This window comes from Intestinimonas massiliensis (ex Afouda et al. 2020), assembly GCF_900626285.1.
GTDB lineage: Bacteria > Bacillota > Clostridia > Oscillospirales > Oscillospiraceae > Flavonifractor > Flavonifractor massiliensis_A.
On sequence record NZ_LR131147.1, the window covers coordinates 2,250,251 to 2,267,497 of the forward strand.

The 17,247-nt window shown below is 61.9% G+C and carries 15 protein-coding genes; 2 read left to right on the top strand and 13 right to left on the bottom strand.

All coding sequences use genetic code 11. The features are described from left to right. Positions 1 to 38: 38 nt before the first annotated feature. Complete coding sequence (locus tag E0E41_RS11260; RefSeq protein WP_130869987.1) at positions 39 to 1,499, bottom strand: peptidoglycan DD-metalloendopeptidase family protein; 1,461 nt, start codon at positions 1,497 to 1,499, stop codon at positions 39 to 41. A 263-nt stretch (positions 1,500 to 1,762) separates the two neighbouring features. After that, positions 1,763 to 2,746 carry a phosphate acetyltransferase gene (pta, locus tag E0E41_RS11265; protein WP_130869988.1) on the bottom strand — a complete coding sequence of 328 codons (984 nt, stop codon included), beginning with the start codon at positions 2,744 to 2,746 and terminating at the stop codon, positions 1,763 to 1,765. Between the two features lie 182 nt (positions 2,747 to 2,928). Here pta and E0E41_RS11270 point away from each other — a divergent pair, with 182 nt between their 5' ends. Further along, positions 2,929 to 3,627 (top strand): helix-turn-helix domain-containing protein, encoded by a 699-nt coding sequence (locus E0E41_RS11270; protein WP_130869989.1) that lies wholly within the window; start codon positions 2,929 to 2,931, stop codon positions 3,625 to 3,627. A gap of 177 nt (positions 3,628 to 3,804) precedes the next feature. Continuing rightward, positions 3,805 to 5,613: a translation elongation factor 4 gene (lepA, locus tag E0E41_RS11275; protein ID WP_130869990.1), complete on the top strand. Its 1,809-nt coding sequence runs from the start codon at positions 3,805 to 3,807 to the stop codon at positions 5,611 to 5,613. Positions 5,614 to 5,670: 57 nt separating this feature from the next. Here lepA and E0E41_RS11280 read toward each other — a convergent pair whose 3' ends face one another. From E0E41_RS11280 to serS, 11 genes are all read right to left on the bottom strand, one after another. Continuing rightward, complete coding sequence (locus E0E41_RS11280; RefSeq protein WP_242623764.1) at positions 5,671 to 7,560, bottom strand: WG repeat-containing protein; 1,890 nt, start codon at positions 7,558 to 7,560, stop codon at positions 5,671 to 5,673. A 146-nt stretch (positions 7,561 to 7,706) separates the two neighbouring features. Beyond that, entirely contained in the window at positions 7,707 to 9,500 is a 1,794-nt protein-coding gene (gene aspS / locus E0E41_RS11285; RefSeq protein WP_130869992.1) for an aspartate--tRNA ligase, read from the bottom strand. Positions 9,501 to 9,551: 51 nt separating this feature from the next. Further along, entirely contained in the window at positions 9,552 to 10,487 is a 936-nt protein-coding gene (locus tag E0E41_RS11290; protein ID WP_130869993.1) for an S-layer homology domain-containing protein, read from the bottom strand. A gap of 60 nt (positions 10,488 to 10,547) precedes the next feature. Beyond that, entirely contained in the window at positions 10,548 to 11,900 is a 1,353-nt protein-coding gene (gene hisS / locus E0E41_RS11295) for a histidine--tRNA ligase (RefSeq protein ID WP_130869994.1), read from the bottom strand. A gap of 143 nt (positions 11,901 to 12,043) precedes the next feature. Continuing rightward, a complete protein-coding gene (locus tag E0E41_RS11300; protein WP_087341273.1) occupies positions 12,044 to 12,460 on the bottom strand; it encodes a methylglyoxal synthase in 417 nt (138 codons plus the stop codon). A gap of 36 nt (positions 12,461 to 12,496) precedes the next feature. After that, positions 12,497 to 13,237 carry a septum site-determining protein MinD gene (gene minD / locus E0E41_RS11305; protein ID WP_130869995.1) on the bottom strand — a complete coding sequence of 247 codons (741 nt, stop codon included), beginning with the start codon at positions 13,235 to 13,237 and terminating at the stop codon, positions 12,497 to 12,499. A gap of 89 nt (positions 13,238 to 13,326) precedes the next feature. Further along, positions 13,327 to 14,067 (bottom strand): 16S rRNA (guanine(527)-N(7))-methyltransferase RsmG, encoded by a 741-nt coding sequence (rsmG, locus tag E0E41_RS11310; protein WP_130869996.1) that lies wholly within the window; start codon positions 14,065 to 14,067, stop codon positions 13,327 to 13,329. A gap of 44 nt (positions 14,068 to 14,111) precedes the next feature. Then, a complete protein-coding gene (locus E0E41_RS11315) occupies positions 14,112 to 15,071 on the bottom strand; it encodes an S-layer homology domain-containing protein (RefSeq protein WP_130869997.1) in 960 nt (319 codons plus the stop codon). A 58-nt stretch (positions 15,072 to 15,129) separates the two neighbouring features. Next, complete coding sequence (locus E0E41_RS11320; RefSeq protein ID WP_130869998.1) at positions 15,130 to 15,483, bottom strand: hypothetical protein; 354 nt, start codon at positions 15,481 to 15,483, stop codon at positions 15,130 to 15,132. Further along, positions 15,476 to 15,898 carry a large-conductance mechanosensitive channel protein MscL gene (gene mscL, locus E0E41_RS11325; protein WP_130869999.1) on the bottom strand — a complete coding sequence of 141 codons (423 nt, stop codon included), beginning with the start codon at positions 15,896 to 15,898 and terminating at the stop codon, positions 15,476 to 15,478. The genes E0E41_RS11320 and mscL overlap by 8 nt, the downstream gene beginning before the upstream one ends. 9 nt (positions 15,899 to 15,907) lie before the next feature. Beyond that, positions 15,908 to 17,215 carry a serine--tRNA ligase gene (gene serS / locus E0E41_RS11330; protein WP_130870000.1) on the bottom strand — a complete coding sequence of 436 codons (1,308 nt, stop codon included), beginning with the start codon at positions 17,213 to 17,215 and terminating at the stop codon, positions 15,908 to 15,910. Between the last annotated feature and the right edge of the window lie 32 nt (positions 17,216 to 17,247).

The window sequence follows — 17,247 nt, forward strand, 5'->3', positions numbered from 1 at the left end:
GGGAGCGACAGGTGTCGCTCCCGCGTTTTTTATTTGCTTCAGTTCAGGTAGGACAGGGGGTTGACCGGCGTGCCGTTGATCTGCATCTCAAAGTGGCAGTGGTTGCCGGTGGACCGCCCGGTGGAACCCACCCTGGCGATGGCCTGACCCTGATACACATGGTCGCCGGCGGAGACCAGCAGGCTGGAGCAGTGGGCGTAGATGGTGCGCACGCCGTTGCCGTGGTCGATGACCACATACTTGCCGAAACTCCAGTAGCTTCCGGTGCCGGTGCCCGACCACACCACCGTGCCGCCGTCGGAGGCCTTGATGGTGGTGCCGTAGGAGGTGGCGATATCCAGACCGTCATGATAGCTGTAGGAGCCGAAGACGGAGCGGTAGCCGAAGGAAGAGGTGATGTGACCGTATACCGGCCAGATGTAGGTGCCGGTGGGGTACCAGCTGGGCCGCACCTTGGTGCCCACGGCAATGACCTTGTTGGTAGCCTCCCGGGTGACCTGGGTGGAGAGCACGGTGCGCTCCTGCTCCACGCCGTTCAGGTAGGAGATGTCGGCGTTGATGATCTGCTCACCGGGGACGCCCTCGTCCAGTACCTTGGTCTGGCCCTGGAACATGGTGTCGTCCTCCACCTCCACCACCGGGCAGTCAATGGACTGGGTGTAGGTCACGTTGTCCACCGTCTTGACCGACAGGAAGGGGATCTCCTCCTTCACGTTGAGGAGCTGGCCGATGTAGATGTTGTTGATGTCCACGTCGGGATTGAGGGCCTCCATCTCGGAGACCGTCATGCCGTTGTCCAGGGCGATCTGCATGAAGGTGTCGCCCTTCTGTACCTCATATACCGTCTGGCCGTTGGTGTTGGCGGTCAGGGAATCCAGCATCACCTGGGTGTCCTGATTCACGTCGGAGGCGGTGTACTGATGGGAGATGGACACCGTGCCCACGAATTCGGAGGAGACGGTGTTTTCATTGACGTAGGCCGCCTTCACCTGGTCCAGCACCCCGTCCAGCACGGAGCGGTCCTGGGCGGCGCCGATGAACTGGCCGTCCACCGTCAGCACGTAGTTTTTCATCACCTCGCCGATCTGGTCGAACAGATAGGTCTCAAACTGAGGGGTGGGGGTGATGTTTTCCGGCTCGGTCAGGGCAAACTCATAGGTGAAGTCGCTGTCCAGGGTGTAGTCATAGCCCAGGATCTCAGAGGCCCGGGCCTCTACCCGGTCCACCGCGTCCTCAAACACCTGGGGATCGGACACCGTGCCCAGCACGATGCCGTTCTGCTCCACCACGTAGGCGGGGGTGTACACCGTGGCCACGATGGCGGCCACGCCGATGACGGCGGCGGCGGCAAAGAAGTTCAGCGGACTGACAAGCCGCCGTTCACCCGCGGTGGCGGTGTCCAGGCGGCGCTGCAGAAGCTCCAGCCGCTGCCGGAGCTGCCCCAGCCTGGCCTGGACGTTGGACCCGTCCCAGCGGGGAAGATGAAGGATCGATTCCATAAAGGGGATACCCTCCCGTTCTGTTAAGGTTGGTATGGTTACAGCCTGGTGGCTGATTGTAACAGATCAGTAAGAATGGTTACAAATTGTTACAAGGCGTATAATACACGCTTTTTACGGAAAAGTCAAGGCTTACGTGCAAAAAAGACAAATTATGGCGGTTTTAGGGGCCGCGGAATAGGGAAATACGATATCTAGTGGGTCGGCCGACGAAATAAAAAACAGGAGCACCCCCGAAGGAATGCTCCTGTTTTGCGCAAAACTTAGGCCAGAGCCGCGGTGATGATGGCCATGGAGTAGACCTCCTGGGCGTTGCAGCCGCGGGACAGGTCGTTGATGGGGGCGTTCAGGCCCAGCAGGATGGGGCCGTACGCGGCGAAGTTGCCCAGACGCTGGGCGATCTTGTAGCCGATGTTGCCGGCGTTGATGTTGGGGAAGATAAAGGTGTTGGCGTAGCCGGCCACCGGGGAGCCGGGGAACTTCAGCTGGCCCACAGTGGGGGAGACGGCGGCGTCAAACTGCATCTCGCCGTCGATGGCCAGATCGGGGGCAGCGGCCTTGGCCTTGGCGCAGGCGTTGCGCATCTTGTCCACGGTGTCGCCCTTGCCGGAGCCGTGGGTGGAGTAGCTCAGATAGGCCACCTTGGGGTCGATGCCGAAGATCTTGGCGCACTTGGCGCACTCCAGGCCGATCTCCACCAGCTCGTCCTCGGTGGGGTCGATGTTGATGGCACAGTCGCCCATGGCCAGCACGGTGTTGTCGCCCACGCCCTCACGGACCATGATGAAGCAGGAGGACACGATCTTGTTGCCCGGCTTGGTCTTGACCAGCTGCAGGGCGGGACGGACGGTGTCGGCGGTGGAGTAAGTAGCGCCGCCCAGCAGGCAGTCGGCCACGCCCATCTTCACCAGCATGGTGCCGAAGTAGTTGCCCTTCTTCAGAGCGGCACGGCACTCGTCGGCGGTCATCTTGCCCTTGCGGAGCTCCACCATGGTCTCCACCATCTTCTCCATGTCGGGGTAGGTATCGGGATCAATGATCTCGGCGCCCCGGATGTTGAAGCCGGCGTCCTCAGCGGCGGCCTTCACCTCGTCCTCCTTGCCGATCAGAATGGGGGTCAGGAAGGTGCCGGCCAGCAGGCGGGCGCTGGCCTCCAGGATACGGGCATCGGTGCCCTCGGTGAACACGATGCGCTTGGGGCTCTTCTTCAGAGTATCGATGAGCTGCTGGAACATATGAATGGCCATTGGTATCATCCTCCGTCAATCAGTACAAAACCAGATTTGCCGTCTATGCGGCGGTACCAGTATTATACACCCATCAGTCTACAAACTACAATGCCAAAAGGTATAAGATTGTGGAAAAATCCACTTTACTTTTTGTATTCACCCATATATACTATACCTACTGTTTTTGAACGAGGTGTGCTATGAGTTCTGATTTTTCCCGCTGCCTGTCCCTGCTGCGGCAGGAGAAGGGCATCTCACAGAGAGCGGCGGCCAAAGAGCTGGGGATCAGCCAGGCGCTGCTCTCTCACTATGAAAACGGCGTGCGTGAACCGGGTCTGGCCTTTGTCATCAAGGCCTGCAATTACTATAATGTGTCGGCGGACTTCCTGCTGGGCCGCACCCTGAGCCGGGACGGCACCACCATCGCCGCCGAGGAGCTGTACGACTACTCCGCCGAGAAGGACAACGTGCTCCACGGCTCCATCCTGGCCACCCTGAACAAGAAGCTGCTGGTGAACTCCATCGGCGTACTTTTCGACCTGTTGGGCAAGACCGGGAAGAAGGAGGCCATCAACGCCGCCGCCGACTACCTGGGCACCGCCATCTACAAGCTGTTCCGCCACCTGTACCGGGCGGACGGCACCCAGAATGAGGACTTCTTCTCCGTCCCCGCCCGGCAGTTCATGGCGGGCATCCCCTTTGCCGACATGATCTGCACCGAGTCGGAGTATGTGGACGCCCTGGCCTGCCACGCCAAGGAGAAGGGGACCTTCCCCCCCATGAACAACGATGCCCTGATGGAGAACTACCCCGGGTTGTACCAGTCCCTGCTCCAGATCATTCACACCACCGGGGAGCGGGTGAACTGCCGGGGGAGAGCCCGGAAGGAAAAGAACTGAGACCAGACGAGCCTCGGAGGTTTTTTATCTATGACCGATCGCGTCCTCGCAAGCTCCGTATCCCTCGCTTCCCCCTGACGGAGAAAGCTCGCTCACTCCGCTGCTCGTCCTTTCCAAATCAAACCCGCTTCGCTGGGCTTTGATTTGGTTTATCCCCCCTATCGGAGGTTTTTGTCTATGACCGATCAAAGTAAGATCCGTAATTTTTCAATCATTGCCCATATTGACCACGGAAAGTCTACCCTGTCTGACCGGCTGATCGAGCAGTGCAACGCCGTTACCGCCCGGGAGATGGAGTCCCAGCTGCTGGACAACATGGACCTGGAGCGGGAGCGGGGCATTACCATCAAGGCCCGGGCAGTCAAGCTGAATTACCAGGCCGCCGACGGCTCCACCTATGAGCTCAACCTGATCGACACCCCGGGCCACGTGGACTTCAACTATGAGGTGTCCCGGTCCCTGGCCGCCTGCGAGGGTGCGGTGCTGGTGGTGGACGCCGCCCAGGGCATCGAGGCCCAGACCCTGGCCAACACCTACCTGGCCATGGAGCACGACCTGGAGATCCTGCCCGTCGTCAACAAGATCGACCTGCCTGCCGCCGATCCCCAGCGGGTGAAGGACGAGATCGAGAACGTCATCGGCATTCCCGCCCAGGACGCCCCCGAGATCTCCGCCAAGGTGGGCATCAATATCCCCGCCGTGCTGGAGGACATTGTGAAGAACATCCCCGCCCCCAAGGGAGACCCCAAGGCCCCCCTGAAGGCCCTGATCTTCGACAGCCAGTACGACGCCTACCGGGGGGTCATCGTCTACTTCCGGGTGATGGAGGGCACCATCAAAACCGGCATGAACGTGAAGCTGATGGCCTCCGGCGCCACCTATCAGGTGCTGGAGTGCGGCCACCTGCTGCCCCTGGGCATGGAGCCCTGCGACGAGCTCATCGCCGGGGAGGTGGGCTACTTTACTGCCTCCATCAAGAACGTGAAGGACACCCAGGTGGGCGACACCATCACCGGGGCGGACAAACCCGCTGACGAGCCGCTGCCCGGCTACCGGCCCGCCCGGCCCATGGTGTACTGCGGCATCTACACCGAGGACGGCTCCAAGTATCCCGACCTGCGGGACGCCCTGGAGAAGCTGCAGCTCAACGACGCCTCTCTGTCCTTTGAGCCGGAATCCTCTGCCGCCCTGGGCTTCGGCTTCCGGTGCGGCTTCTTGGGGATGCTCCATATGGAGATCATCCAGGAGCGGTTGGAGCGGGAGTTCGACCTGGACCTGATCACCACCCTGCCCTCGGTGATCTACCGCATCACCAAGACCGACGGCTCGGTGGTCATGGTGGATAACCCCCACAACTACCCCGATCCGGCGGTGATCGCCACGGCGGAGGAGCCCTACGCCAAGGTGTCCATCGTCACGCCCCCCGACTATGTGGGCAACATCATGCCCATGTGCCAGGAGCGGCGGGGGGAGTACAAGGACATGCAGTACCTGGACACCAATCTGGTGGAGCTCCACTACTCCATGCCGTTGGGGGAGATCATTTACGACTTCTTCGACACTCTGAAGGCCCGCACCAAGGGCTACGCCTCCCTGGACTACGAGATGGACAAGTACGAGCCCTCCGAGCTGGTGAAGGTGGACCTGCTGCTCAACGGCGACCAGGTGGACGCCCTGTCCTTCATCGCCCACAAGGACAAGGCCTACCCCCGGGCCCGGCGGCTGTGCGAGAAGCTGAAGGAGAACATCCCCCGCCAGCTCTTTGAGGTGCCGGTGCAGGCCGCCATCGGCGGCAAGATCATTGCCCGGGAAACCGTCAAGGCCATGCGGAAGGACGTGCTGGCCAAGTGCTACGGCGGCGACATCACCCGGAAGAAGAAGCTGCTGGAGAAGCAGAAAGAGGGCAAGAAGAAGATGCGCTCTCTGGGTACGGTCCAGATTCCCACCGAGGCCTTCATGGCCGTGCTCAAGCTGGACGAGGAATGACAAAAAAGACCTGCCGCGATCGTGCGGCAGGTCTTTCCTTTATACGTGCTTCCGGCGTCAAGCCTCATTCAGCTCCATTACAGCCTGGAACAGGCGGTAGATGGCAATGTAGGACTGCTCACGGGTGTAGGTGCCCAGGGGGGAGAAGTTGTTGCTGCCGGTGCCGCTCATGACGTTGATCTGATAGACGAAGTTCACCGCGTCGGTGAACCATACGCCCACCTTGTCGCCGTCGGCGAAGCTGGCGCTCTCCACCTTGCTGGTGTCCATGCCCAGTACCTTGGCCGAGCGCATCAGGAAGGCGGCGGCCTCCTGACGGGTGATGGTGGCGTAGGGGTCAAACACGCCGTTGCCCCGGCCGGAGACAATGCCCAGAGCGTAGGCGGCGATGGCGTTGGAGTTGGTGGTGTCCTTGAAGGGGTACTCATCGATCCAGGCGTACAGGTCCTTGCCGGTCTGCTTCAGCACGATGTCCTCGATGTCCTGGTCCAGCACTTCCTCCAGGGCCTGGATGGTCAGGTCACAGAACTCGTCCCGGTTGATGTTGTTCAGGTACAGGTTCTGCAGATAGGTGGGCACCAGGTTCTCCTCGATGGCGGCGGTGACCTCGGCGTAGGCCCAGGAATCCATCTCACTCTGGGCGGGCAGGGGAGGCAGATACTCGATGTGGCCGTAGCCGTACTTGCCGTTCTCCTGGATGACCACGTACTCGTCAGGCTGGTAGACCACCTGGGTGCCGTCGGGCTGCACCAGGAAGTAGACGGAGGGATCCAGCTTGTCGGCGCCCTCAATGTCCTTGCCGGTGCGGTCGATCAGGAAGGCCTTGGTGCCGTCGTAGGCCACCGCCATGCCCATGTTGAAGCCGGAGGCGTTGGCATACTGGGCGGGAATGACCACCGCGCCCGTCTCGTCCAGATAGCCGTACTTGCCGTTCTGCTTAAAGACGATGAGACCCTCGTTCATGGGCCACAGCTCATCGTACTGGAAGGGGATGACGGTCTGATTGGACTTGTTGACGGCGCCGTACTTGCCGTCCTTCTGCACCATGGCCAGACCGGTGTCGCCGAAGAGCCGGTAGGTGGCGTTGACGCCGGAGTAGTAGTAGGCGGTGTACTGGGGCTGGATGACCCAGTTGAAGCTGGTATCCATAAAGCCCAGCTTGTAGGTCTCGGTATATTCAGAGGCGTCCGCCGTGGCCTGCCACACCGGAGCCAGGCCCTGGTTGAAGGGCAGGGTGTTGGAGATATAGCGGAAGTCCTGCACCGTGCTGCCCCACTCGTCGGTGGTCTGGGGGCCGAAGTATTCGTACTCGTCAAACAGCTTCACGGTGTTGCCCTGGGCGTCCATGTAGCCCGGGTAGCCCATGCCGTAGTCCCAGCCGGGGATCAGACCCTCGTTCAGAGGGCCGGTGGGGTAGAGGTCGGTGTCCAGGGACAGACCGTCGGTGCCGAACATGGAGCTGTCATAGCCCAGGTCCAGGAAGAGCAGGCCGTTGTGGAAGAACACCAGGCTGTCCGCATCCAGATCCTCCGGATACGCGGTGACCTGCTCCTGGTCGCCGAAGGAATAGCGCAGGGGGGTATAGCTGCCGCTGCGGTCCACAAAGCCCAGCTTGTACGCCTCATAGGCGTATTCACCCTCGCCCTCGGTGGTCAGAGTGGCCACCACCGCCTTGCCCTCATTGAACGCCAGGGCCAGATCGTACTGGAAGGGGATCACGGTCTTGCCGGTCTCGTCGATGTAGCCCCACTTGCCGTTCTGCTTCACCGCCGCCAGGCCCTCGTTGAAGGAGCCGGCGTCCTCATACTTGGGGGAAATGAATTCGCTGTAGGTCAGTACGCCCCGCTCCGGAGACTCGTCCCCGGCGGCCAGGGCCCCGGGGAGCAGGGAGAGGGTCAGACAGAGCGCCAGACCGGCCGCTGCCATACGCTTGGTCGTTTGCTTCATGTGCATCTTCCTTTCTTCCTTCGCAGCGCGAAATATTAGACAACTAAAAGTATAGAACAGGAAGGAAGGGAAGTCAATGGAGGGTGCGGTACAATTTTCCCAGGTAAAAAAACCGGCGGAGCCATTTGGCTCCGCCGGCAGAAAACTTATTCGTCTTCTTCCTTCTTGGTGCACACGATGTTCAGCTCGTCCAGCTGCTGCTGGGTGACGAAGCTGGGAGCGCCCATCATCAGGTCCTGGGCGTTCTTGTTCATGGGGAAGGGGATGATCTCCCGGATGGAATCCTCCCCGGCCAGCAGCATGACCATCCGGTCCACGCCGGGGGCGATGCCGGCGTGGGGGGGCGCGCCGTAGGTGAAGGCGTTGTACATGGCGGGGAACTTGGCCTTCACGTCGTCCTCACCCAGCCGAACCAGCTGGAAGGCCTCGATCATGATCTCGGGGTCGTGGTTCCGCACGGCGCCGGAGGACAGCTCCACGCCGTTGCACACCAGGTCGTACTGGAAGGCGGTGATGGACAGAGGGTCCACCTCGCCGGCAGCAGCTTTCTTCAGGATCTCTAGGCCGCCGTTGGGCATGGAGAAGGGGTTGTGGCAGAACTCCAGCTCACCGGACTCCTCGCCGATCTCGTACATGGGGAAGTCCACGATCCAGCAGAACTCGTACCGCTCCTTGTCCATGTGGTTGGGGCAGAAATTGCCCAGCTTGGTGCGCAGCACGCCGGCGGTCTTCTGGGCAGCCAGCAGCTTGCCGGCGGTCAGGCCCACGAAGCAGCCCTTCTCCAGACCCAGAGCCTGTACAACGGCGTCCTTGATGGGCTGGACGAACTTGGCAATGCCGCCCACGATCTCGCCGTTCTCGTCGTAGCGGAACCAGTAGGCCTTCTCGCCCGCCTGGACCTCCACGTCGGCGCACAGCTTGTCGATCTGCTTGCGGGTGCCCTCAAAGCCGGTGACCACCACGGCCTTGACGGTGTTGCCCTCAAAGGGACCGAAGCCGCAGCCCGCCAGCACCTCGGTGGCGTCCTGCACCACCAGGTCGATGCGCAGGTCGGGCTTGTCGGAGCCGTACTTGTCCATGGCATCCAGGTAGGAGATCCGCTGGAAGGGGGCCTCAGAGGCCACGTTGTAGGTGCCGAACTTGGCGAAGATGGGGGGCAGCACGTCCTCCAGCACGGCGAACACGTCCTCCTGACCGGCAAAGGCCATCTCCATGTCCAGCTGGTAGAACTCGCCGGGGGAGCGGTCGCCCCGGGCGTCCTCGTCCCGGAAGCAGGGGGCGATCTGGAAGTACTTGTCGAAGCCGGAGGCCATCAGCAGCTGCTTGAACTGCTGGGGCGCCTGGGGCAGGGCGTAGAACTTGCCGGGGTGCTTCCGGCTGGGCACCAGATAGTCCCGGGCGCCCTCGGGGGAGGAGGCGGTCAGGATGGGGGTGGTGATCTCCATGAAGCCGTGGTCGATCATGGAGGCCCGCAGGGCGGCCACCACCTGGGAGCGGAGGATGATGTTGTTCTTCACCGCCGGGTTGCGCAGGTCCAGGTAGCGGTACTTCAGCCGCTGGGTCTCGTCGGCCTCCCGGCTGCGGTTGATCTGGAAGGGCAGCTCGTTGTGGCGGCAGCGGCCCAGCACCTCGATCTTCTCGGGCACCACCTCGATGTCGCCGGTGGGCAGCTTGGGGTTCTTGCTGTCCCGCTCCCGCACCACGCCGGTGACGGAAATGGCGGACTCCTTGTTCAGGGCTTTAATGGCCTTGACCATCTCCTCAGTCTCAGCCACCACCTGGGTGGTGCCGTAGAAGTCCCGCAGCACCAGGAAGCCAAGGTTGGCGCCCACTTCCCGGAAGTTCTCCAGGAAGCCCGCCAGGGTGACGGTCTGGCCCACATGCTCCATCCGGAGCTCCCCACAGGAGTGGGTGCGGTAGTGGGTACGCACGTTGTCCATGAAAAATCAACTCCAAATCGTAATTAAAGCATGAGATATAACAAATTGAAATCAGAAATTGCCCTTCAGATCCAGGTACCGGCTGTAATACACCTGTACGTCAAAGCTCTGATACAGGGCGGTGCCGTCCTTCTTGGTGACCCCGAAGTGGTCCAGGGCGGTATCCTTCACGTAGTCCAGGAACGCCACGCCGTCCACGGTGTTGAACCAGTTGAACTCCATGCCCTGGGCGGCGCAGTCGGCCTCCAGGCCGTCAATGAGCCCCTGAACGTAGGGCAGGTACTGCCCGGCGGTGGTGCCGTTGGTGAACAGCACGTCAGAAGGTTTAAGGTAAGCGGCGGTAAACATGGTGTAGTCGGCGGGGGTGAAGGTCTCCCGCAGCTGGGGCCGGGCCACCCGGGCCACCAGAGCGGCGGTCTCCGCCCGGGTCAGGCTCCTGTCCGGAGCGAAGGTGCCCCAGCCGTCCACGCCGGTGAGGATGCCCGCGTTGTAGAAGCGGAGCACGGTGGCGTCGTCGGTGTCGGGCAGGGTGGTGATACTGTTGATGGGGGAGAGCATGTCCGCCGGAATCACGCCCCCCATGAGGGTAAGCAGCTCCAGCCGGGTGGCGGCCTTCTCCGGGTCGGGCACGTCGATGCCCAGCTTTTCCAGGTAGGTCACGTAGGAGAAGTACCAGGGCAGGGTCTCTCCGGCGGCGGGGGTAGCCATGGGGATAGCCTCCCCGGTGATGGCCTCGTTCATCCGGGCGGCGATGGCGGCCACCTCGCCCACGGTGAGGATCTTGTCGGGGGCGAAGCCGGCGTCGGTGCCGGTGATAAGCCCCACCTCATAGCACACCTGGGCGGCGTCGGCGTACCAGGCGGTGGCGGCTACGTCGGAGTAGCCAGGGTAGGTGTTCTTGTCGGGGAAAGCCTCCTGGGGGGTGACGGCGGCGGCGGAGCCCACCGTCAGGGCGGCGGCGAGCATGAGAGCGGCCAGTTTTTTCATGGAACGTTCCTCCTAGCAGTAATGGTGATCTTTAGACGGCAGGGGAGGGGGAAAGTTCCATTAAACCTGGGGCTCGGTAATGGGGGTGCCGGCCGCCCGGCCGGCCAGCCCGGCCTGCACCAGGGCCACGGCCTCCGCCGGGATGAGGGTGTTCTGTTCCCCGGTGGTCAGGTCCTTCACCGTCACCTTGCCCTGGGCGATCTCGTCCTCGCCCAGGAAGGCGGCGTAGGGGATGGCCAGCTTGTCGGCGTAGGACAGTTTTTGCTTGAACTTCTTCTTCTCGCAGTGGAGCTGGGCCCGCACCCCCGCCTCCCGCAGGGCGGTGGCGAAGGAGATGGCGGGGGCCAGATCCGCCGTCATGGGCAGAATGAGTACGTCCGCCGGGGCGGTGACCAGGTTGTCGTTCAGGTAGCCCTGGGCCTCCAGCACGGAGAACAGACGGGTGAGGCCGATGGAAATTCCAACTCCGGGGAGTTGTTTATCAGTATAATATTCCGCTAAGTTATCATACCGGCCGCCGGAGCAGATGGAGCCCACCTCCGGGTGGTCCAGCATGACGGTCTCGTACACGGTGCCGGTGTAGTAGTCCAGGCCCCGGGCGATGGTGAGGTCCACCATAAAGTGGTCCTCGGGCACGCCGAAGGCGGACAGGTAGTTCACCACGGTGGTCAGCTCGCTGACGCCCTGGTCGAAGAGCTCGTTCCTGCCCTTGAAGGGCTCCAGGGCGGCCATGGGGTCGTCGGCCGCCAGCAGGGCCAGCAGGGAATCCGCAGCCTCAGCGGGCACGTTGAAATCGTCCACCAGGATGGCCTTTACCTTCTCGGCGCCGATCTTCTCCAGCTTGTCGATGGTGCGCATCACGTCGCCGGCCTGCTCCTCCAGGCCCAGGATGGCGAACAGGCCGTTGAGGACTTTCCGGTTGTTCACCCGGATCTTGAACCGGTTCAGGCCCAGGGCGGTGAAGGTCTTGTAGATGATGGAGGGGATCTCCGCCTCGTTGATGATGTCCAGGGCGCCGTCGCCGATGACGTCGATGTCCGCCTGGTAGAACTCCCGGTAACGGCCCTTCTGGGCGCGCTCGCCCCGGTAGACCTTGGCGATCTGGAACCGCCGGAAGGGGAAGGTGAGCTCATTCTGATGGAGGGCCACATACTTGGCCAGGGGAACCGTCAGGTCAAACCGCAGGGCCAGGTCGGTGTCCCCCTTCTGGAAACGGTAGATCTGTTTCTCGGTCTCGCCGCCGCCCTTGGCCAGCAGCACTTCGGACGCCTCCACCGCGGGGGTGTCCAGGGGGGTGAAGCCGTAGAGGGAATAGCTTTTGCGCAGAATATCCACCATCCGGTCGAACTGCACCTGCCGGGCGGGCAGCAGCTCCATGAAGCCGGAGAGGGTGCGGGGTTTTACCTGAGCCATAGTAACGCTCCTTTATTAAGAAAGTAAAAAAGGCGCTCCCGTCCCTTGTCACGGGACGAAAGCGCCTGCTTTCGCTGTGTGGGCGGTAGTCCGCTAGCAATCGTATGCCAAAAACGGCCAAATGTCAATGAATTTCCGAAAAATCAGGCGGTAAAGGGCTTGGTTTTCGGGTTGACGATATCGCGCCAGTCCAGGTCGCCCCGCTCCAGGCCGTGGATCAGGATCTCGGCGGTGGCCACGTTGGTGGCGTAGGGTACGTTGTTCTGGTCGCACAGGCGGGTGATGTACTGCAGGTCCGCGTCCAGGTCGTTGGACTGGGGGTCGGAGAAAAACAGCACCATGTCGATCTCATTGTAAGCGATGCGGGCGCCGATCTGCTGGCTGCCTCCGTGCTCGTGGGAGAGGAAGAGCTGCACCGGCAGGCCTGTGGCCTCCGCTACCAGACGACCCGTCGTGTTGGTGGCACAGATCGTGTGCTTGGATAAAATGCCGCAGTAGGCGATACAGAACTGGACCATCAGCTCTTTCTTTCGATCATGGCTCATCAACGCGATGTTCATAAATTCATCCTCTCTTTTCCATAGTAAGAATAAGTATTATCGGATCCGCATGAGGGGCGTTTTCTGCCCCAGCAGGCGTTTGGCGATGTTCAGATAGGCTGTGGCTGCGCCCCGGTTGGCGTACAGGATCAGCGGCTGTTCCCGGTTGGCGCACAGCATCACCTGGGGATCCTCCGGCACGATGCCCAGCAAAGGCAGACCGGCGGCGTCCATGGCGTCGTCGATGGTGGTGTGCAGGCGGCGCAGCAGCTTGGGCTGTACCCGGTTGACCACCAGATGGATCCGGGGAACCGTGCCCCGCAGCAGGGTAACCGTCCGCTGGGCGTCCCGCAGAGCGGAGGAATCGGTGGTGGATACCACGATGGCCCGGTCGGCGCCGCAGCAGGCCAGCCGGAACCCCTCTCCCAGTCCCGCCGGGGAATCCATCAGAATAAAGTCATACTGTCCTTTGGCCTGCCGGATCAGGTCCCGCATGGCGTGCTCGCTCAGGGGCTCGGCCGGCAGGGTCACCGGCGCGGTGATCAGGCTCAGACCCTGGATCACCGGGTGGGGCACCGCCGCCTTCTCCAGAGGGCAGCGTCCGCACAGCACATCGGTAAAATCCATCAGCGCCCGGTCGCTGAGCCCCAGGCTCAGGTCCAGGTTCCGCAGACCGATATCCATATCGATGCACAGCACCTTTTTCCCCAGGGCCGCCAGGCAGGAACCCATGCCGGCGGTGAGGGAGGTCTTGCCCGTGCCGCCCTTACCGGAGGTGATGACGATTGCAGTGGACATAGGCACACTCCGTTTCAACTATCAATACCATATCATGGTTTCACAATAGAATCAATCATTTTTTGTGCAAAGTGCGATAAAAATTCCCGCTATATGGGCACTTTCTGCATTTTCGCCCAACGGCGGGGGTAGCCCTTGGGGGTGGGAGCCACTTTTTCCACCACCACCACCCGATGGGTGACCTCTGTGCCCGGAATGGTGTAGTCCACCCGGGGGAGGAGACGGCCCCCCAGCTTGGAGATGGCCCGGGCGGCCTCCTCGGTCTCCGCTCCGCTGTCCACGCTCTTCATGGCCAGGAATCTGCCCCCTACCTTTACATAAGGTAAGCACAGCTCGGCCAGAAGCTCCAGGGAGGCCACCGCCCGGGACACGGCAAAGTCGAAGCTGTCCCGGAAGCCGCTCTTCAGGGCCTGCTCCTCCGCTCTGGCGTGGAGGCAGGTCACATTGTCAAGCGAAAGCACTTCACAGACGGAGCTTAACCAGGTCACCCGCTTGCCCAGACTGTCCAGCAGGGTGAGGTCCAGGGAGGGCTCCAGGATCTTCAGGGGCAGACCGGGGAAGCCGGCGCCGGTGCCCACATCAATGAGGGTTTTATGGTGGAAATCCTCCCCGATGGTGAGCAGGGCGGCGGAGTCCAGGAAGTGGAGGTCCACCACCTGGTCGGGGTCGGTGATGGCGGTCAGGTTCATCACCTGGTTCTGCTCCAGTAGCAGACGCCCATATTCTGCCAATTGTTCGGCGCCGTTTGGGGTGTGGATACCCAGGGCGTCCAGCCCCTGCTGCAGCCGGGGGAGCTGAGGCAGGAAGTCGATAGGTTTTTCGTCGGGCATGGGTTTGGCTCCTTTTCAGAGACTGTTTCCGGAGGAAAAGCCGGTCAGGGTTTTACGGTGATTTCCTGGCGCAGCTCCGGCCGGATGAGGCGGGCCGCCATGGTGGCCAGCTCCCCGCGGCTCAGGGTCCCGTTGGGATCGAACGTGCCGTGGTCGTCTACGCCGGCCAGGATCCCGGCCTGATAGAAGGGCAGCACCGTCTCCTCCACCTCACCCTCGCAGTCGGGCACGTCGGTAATGTCGTTGATGGGCTCCAGCAGATCGCCGGACACCAGCCCCAGCAGCCGGACGAAGTCCAGCCGGGTGGCTGTCTGGCCCATGTAGCCCATTTGGTAAAGGTCGGCTCCAAGGACGGTCTCCAGGTACCAGACGGTGTCCCGGTACCACAGATCGGTGGAAGGCCGCCGGGTGGCCGTCCACAGGTCTTCATAGTAGGCGTCGTCGTACTGGTTGGGATCGCTGAGCTGGAAGCGGAGGGAGGGGGTGCTGTTCCAGATCATCCAGGTGGTGGTGCCGGTGTAGTCGGTGCCGTTGAGGTTCAGGGTGATCGGCTGGCCGTCAAATGCCTGCCAGCTCTGGTCGGCATTGAAATAGAGGTACTGGATGTTGCGGCCGTCCACCCAGTAGCCGGTGGAGATGTTGTTGTCAAAGGCGAAGGTGGATCCGTCCGACCGGGTGAGGGTCACCTGGCCCCAGTCCGCCGGGGCGTGGGGCAGATCGCCGCTGCCGCCATTGAGAATGTGGTGGATGCGTGCGGCCAGGGTGGCGGCTTCCCCGATGGTGACAGTGGCGTCGGGGGAGAACTTTCCCTCTCCGGTGCCGTTGATCAGGCCGGTCTCATAGCACAGGGCAACGGCGTCGGTATACCAGCTGCCGTCAGCCACATCGGTAAAGGAGGCGGGTTCCCGCACGGCGGGGAAGAGGTCCTCCTGATCGGTCCCGGCAGCCAGCGCGGGGGTCAGGAGCAGGGAACCGGTCACAAGCAATGCAAGCAGTCGTCTCATCGTGTTACCTCCCTTTCTCAGTCAGGCAAAACGGGTGTAGATTGCCATTATTACATCCTCAGCTAAAATTGGCCAGCAGGGGAGGGATGCCCAGCACCAGGCTGACCACCAGGCCCACCACGCATACCAGGGCCAGCACCCCCATGGAGGCTTTTTTGGAATAGGTTTCATCCGGCTGGCGCAGGGTCCACAGAGCGATGGCCAGCAGACCGGCAATACCCGGGCAGGCAAACAGGGGAGCCACTCCGGTCAGGTAGGCGCCCTGGTTGAAGAAGGGGTACAGGTTGAGGAAGATCAGGCATACCATGTATACGATGCCCACCCAGGCCAGGATGCGCTTGATGGGGGAGGCGGGGGTATAGGGCTCCCGCTCCTCCTCCTGGGGCCTGTTGTCCTCAGGCCGGTCACTCATGGCGGTCCTCCTTCAGCAGATCCCGGATCTCGGTGAGCAGCACTTCCTCCGCCGAGGGCTTGGGGGGCTGGGCGGCCTTGGGGGCCTCCTTTTTCCGGTGGAAGGCATTGATGCCCTTCACCAGCAGGAAGATGACAAAGGCCATGATGAAGAAGTTGATGACGGCGTTGATAAAGCTGCCCAGCATCAGCTGGCCGCCGCCGGGAAGCTGGAAGGTGAGGGAGGCGGCCAGAGATTCGCTGTCTCCCGTCAGCATGCCCAGCAGGGGATTGATCACGTCGTTGACCAGGGAGTTGACAATGGACTGGAAGGCGCCGCCGATGATGACGCCCACAGCCAGATCCATCACATTGCCCCTGGCCACGAATTTACGAAACTCGGCCAGAAAGCCGGTGGTTTTCTCTTTTGCAGACATAGGTTCTCCTTACGCTTTTTTGGGTACCAGTACTTCCTTGCCGCCCATGTAGGGACGCAGGACTTCGGGGATCTTGACGGAGCCGTCGGCCTGGAGGTTGTTCTCCAGGAAGGCGATGAGCATCCGGGGAGGCGCCACCACGGTGTTGTTCAGGGTGTGGGGCAGGTACATCTTCCCGTCGGCGCCCTTGACCCGCATCTTCAGGCGGCGGGCCTGGGCGTCGCCCAGGTTGGAGCAGGAGCACACCTCAAAGTACTTCTGCTGGCGGGGAGACCAGGCCTCGATGTCGCAGGACTTGACCTTCAGGTCGGCCAGGTCGCCGGAGCAGCACTCCAGCTGACGGACGGGGATATCCATGGAGCGGAACAGCTCCACGGAGTAGCGCCACATCTGCTCATACCACTTCATGGAATCCTCGGGCTTGCACACCACCACCATCTCCTGCTTTTCGAACTGGTGGATGCGGTATACGCCCCGCTCCTCGATGCCGTGGGCGCCCTTCTCCTTGCGGAAGCAGGGGGAGTAGGAGGTGAGGGTCTGGGGCAGCTTGTCCTCAGGGATGATCTGGTCGATGAACTTGCCGATCATGGAGTGCTCGGAGGTGCCGATCAGGTACAGGTCCTCCCCCTCGATTTTGTACATCATGGCGTCCATCTCGGTCTGGGACATGACGCCCTCCACCACGTTGCCGTGGATCATGAAGGGGGGCACGCAGAAGGTGAAGCCCTTGTTGATCATAAAGTCACGGGCGTAGGCCAGCACCGCCTCGTGGAGCCGGGCGATGTCGCCCATCAGGTAGTAGAAGCCGTTGCCGGACACCCGGCCGGCGGCGTCCATGTCGATGCCGTCAAAGGACTCCATGATCTGAGTGTGATAGGGGATCTCAAAGTCGGGCACCACGGGCTCGCCGAACCGCTGGACCTCCACATTGCAGGAATCATCGGGGCCAATGGGCACGGAGGGGTCAATGATGTTGGGGATCTGGAGCATGATGTGGCGGATCTTCTGGGCCAGTTCATCCTCCTGGGCCTCCAGCTCGGCCAGCCGGTCGGCGTTGGCCTTCACCTTGGCCTTGGCCTCCTCGGCCTCAGCCAGCTTGGAGGGGTCCTTCTTGGCCTGACCCATCAGCATGCCCACCTGCTTGGACAGGGCGTTGCGCTGGGTGCGCAGTTCCTGGGCCTCGGCGATGGCGGCACGGTTCTGGCTGTCCAGCTCCAGCACCTCGTCTACCAGGGGCAGCTTCTGGTCCTGAAACTTCTTTTTGATGTTTTCCTTGACGGCGTCGGGATTCTCCCGAACAAAACGAATATCCAGCATGGTTGATTCACCTCAAAATTTTGATTGTTCCA

What these genes read in the sequence shown, in the direction of transcription:
- E0E41_RS11260 (WP_130869987.1), bottom strand. Translation starts at nt 1,499, where the DNA reads ATGGAATCGATCCTTCATCTTCCCCGCTGGGACGGGTCCAACGTCCAG.
- pta (WP_130869988.1), bottom strand. Translation starts at nt 2,746, where the DNA reads ATGGCCATTCATATGTTCCAGCAGCTCATCGATACTCTGAAGAAGAGC.
- E0E41_RS11270 (WP_130869989.1), top strand. Translation starts at nt 2,929, where the DNA reads ATGAGTTCTGATTTTTCCCGCTGCCTGTCCCTGCTGCGGCAGGAGAAG.
- lepA (WP_130869990.1), top strand. Translation starts at nt 3,805, where the DNA reads ATGACCGATCAAAGTAAGATCCGTAATTTTTCAATCATTGCCCATATT.
- E0E41_RS11280 (WP_242623764.1), bottom strand. Translation starts at nt 7,560, where the DNA reads ATGAAGCAAACGACCAAGCGTATGGCAGCGGCCGGTCTGGCGCTCTGT.
- aspS (WP_130869992.1), bottom strand. Translation starts at nt 9,500, where the DNA reads ATGGACAACGTGCGTACCCACTACCGCACCCACTCCTGTGGGGAGCTC.
- E0E41_RS11290 (WP_130869993.1), bottom strand. Translation starts at nt 10,487, where the DNA reads ATGAAAAAACTGGCCGCTCTCATGCTCGCCGCCGCCCTGACGGTGGGC.
- hisS (WP_130869994.1), bottom strand. Translation starts at nt 11,900, where the DNA reads ATGGCTCAGGTAAAACCCCGCACCCTCTCCGGCTTCATGGAGCTGCTG.
- E0E41_RS11300 (WP_087341273.1), bottom strand. Translation starts at nt 12,460, where the DNA reads ATGAACATCGCGTTGATGAGCCATGATCGAAAGAAAGAGCTGATGGTC.
- minD (WP_130869995.1), bottom strand. Translation starts at nt 13,237, where the DNA reads ATGTCCACTGCAATCGTCATCACCTCCGGTAAGGGCGGCACGGGCAAG.
- rsmG (WP_130869996.1), bottom strand. Translation starts at nt 14,067, where the DNA reads ATGCCCGACGAAAAACCTATCGACTTCCTGCCTCAGCTCCCCCGGCTG.
- E0E41_RS11315 (WP_130869997.1), bottom strand. Translation starts at nt 15,071, where the DNA reads ATGAGACGACTGCTTGCATTGCTTGTGACCGGTTCCCTGCTCCTGACC.
- E0E41_RS11320 (WP_130869998.1), bottom strand. Translation starts at nt 15,483, where the DNA reads ATGAGTGACCGGCCTGAGGACAACAGGCCCCAGGAGGAGGAGCGGGAG.
- mscL (WP_130869999.1), bottom strand. Translation starts at nt 15,898, where the DNA reads ATGTCTGCAAAAGAGAAAACCACCGGCTTTCTGGCCGAGTTTCGTAAA.
- serS (WP_130870000.1), bottom strand. Translation starts at nt 17,215, where the DNA reads ATGCTGGATATTCGTTTTGTTCGGGAGAATCCCGACGCCGTCAAGGAA.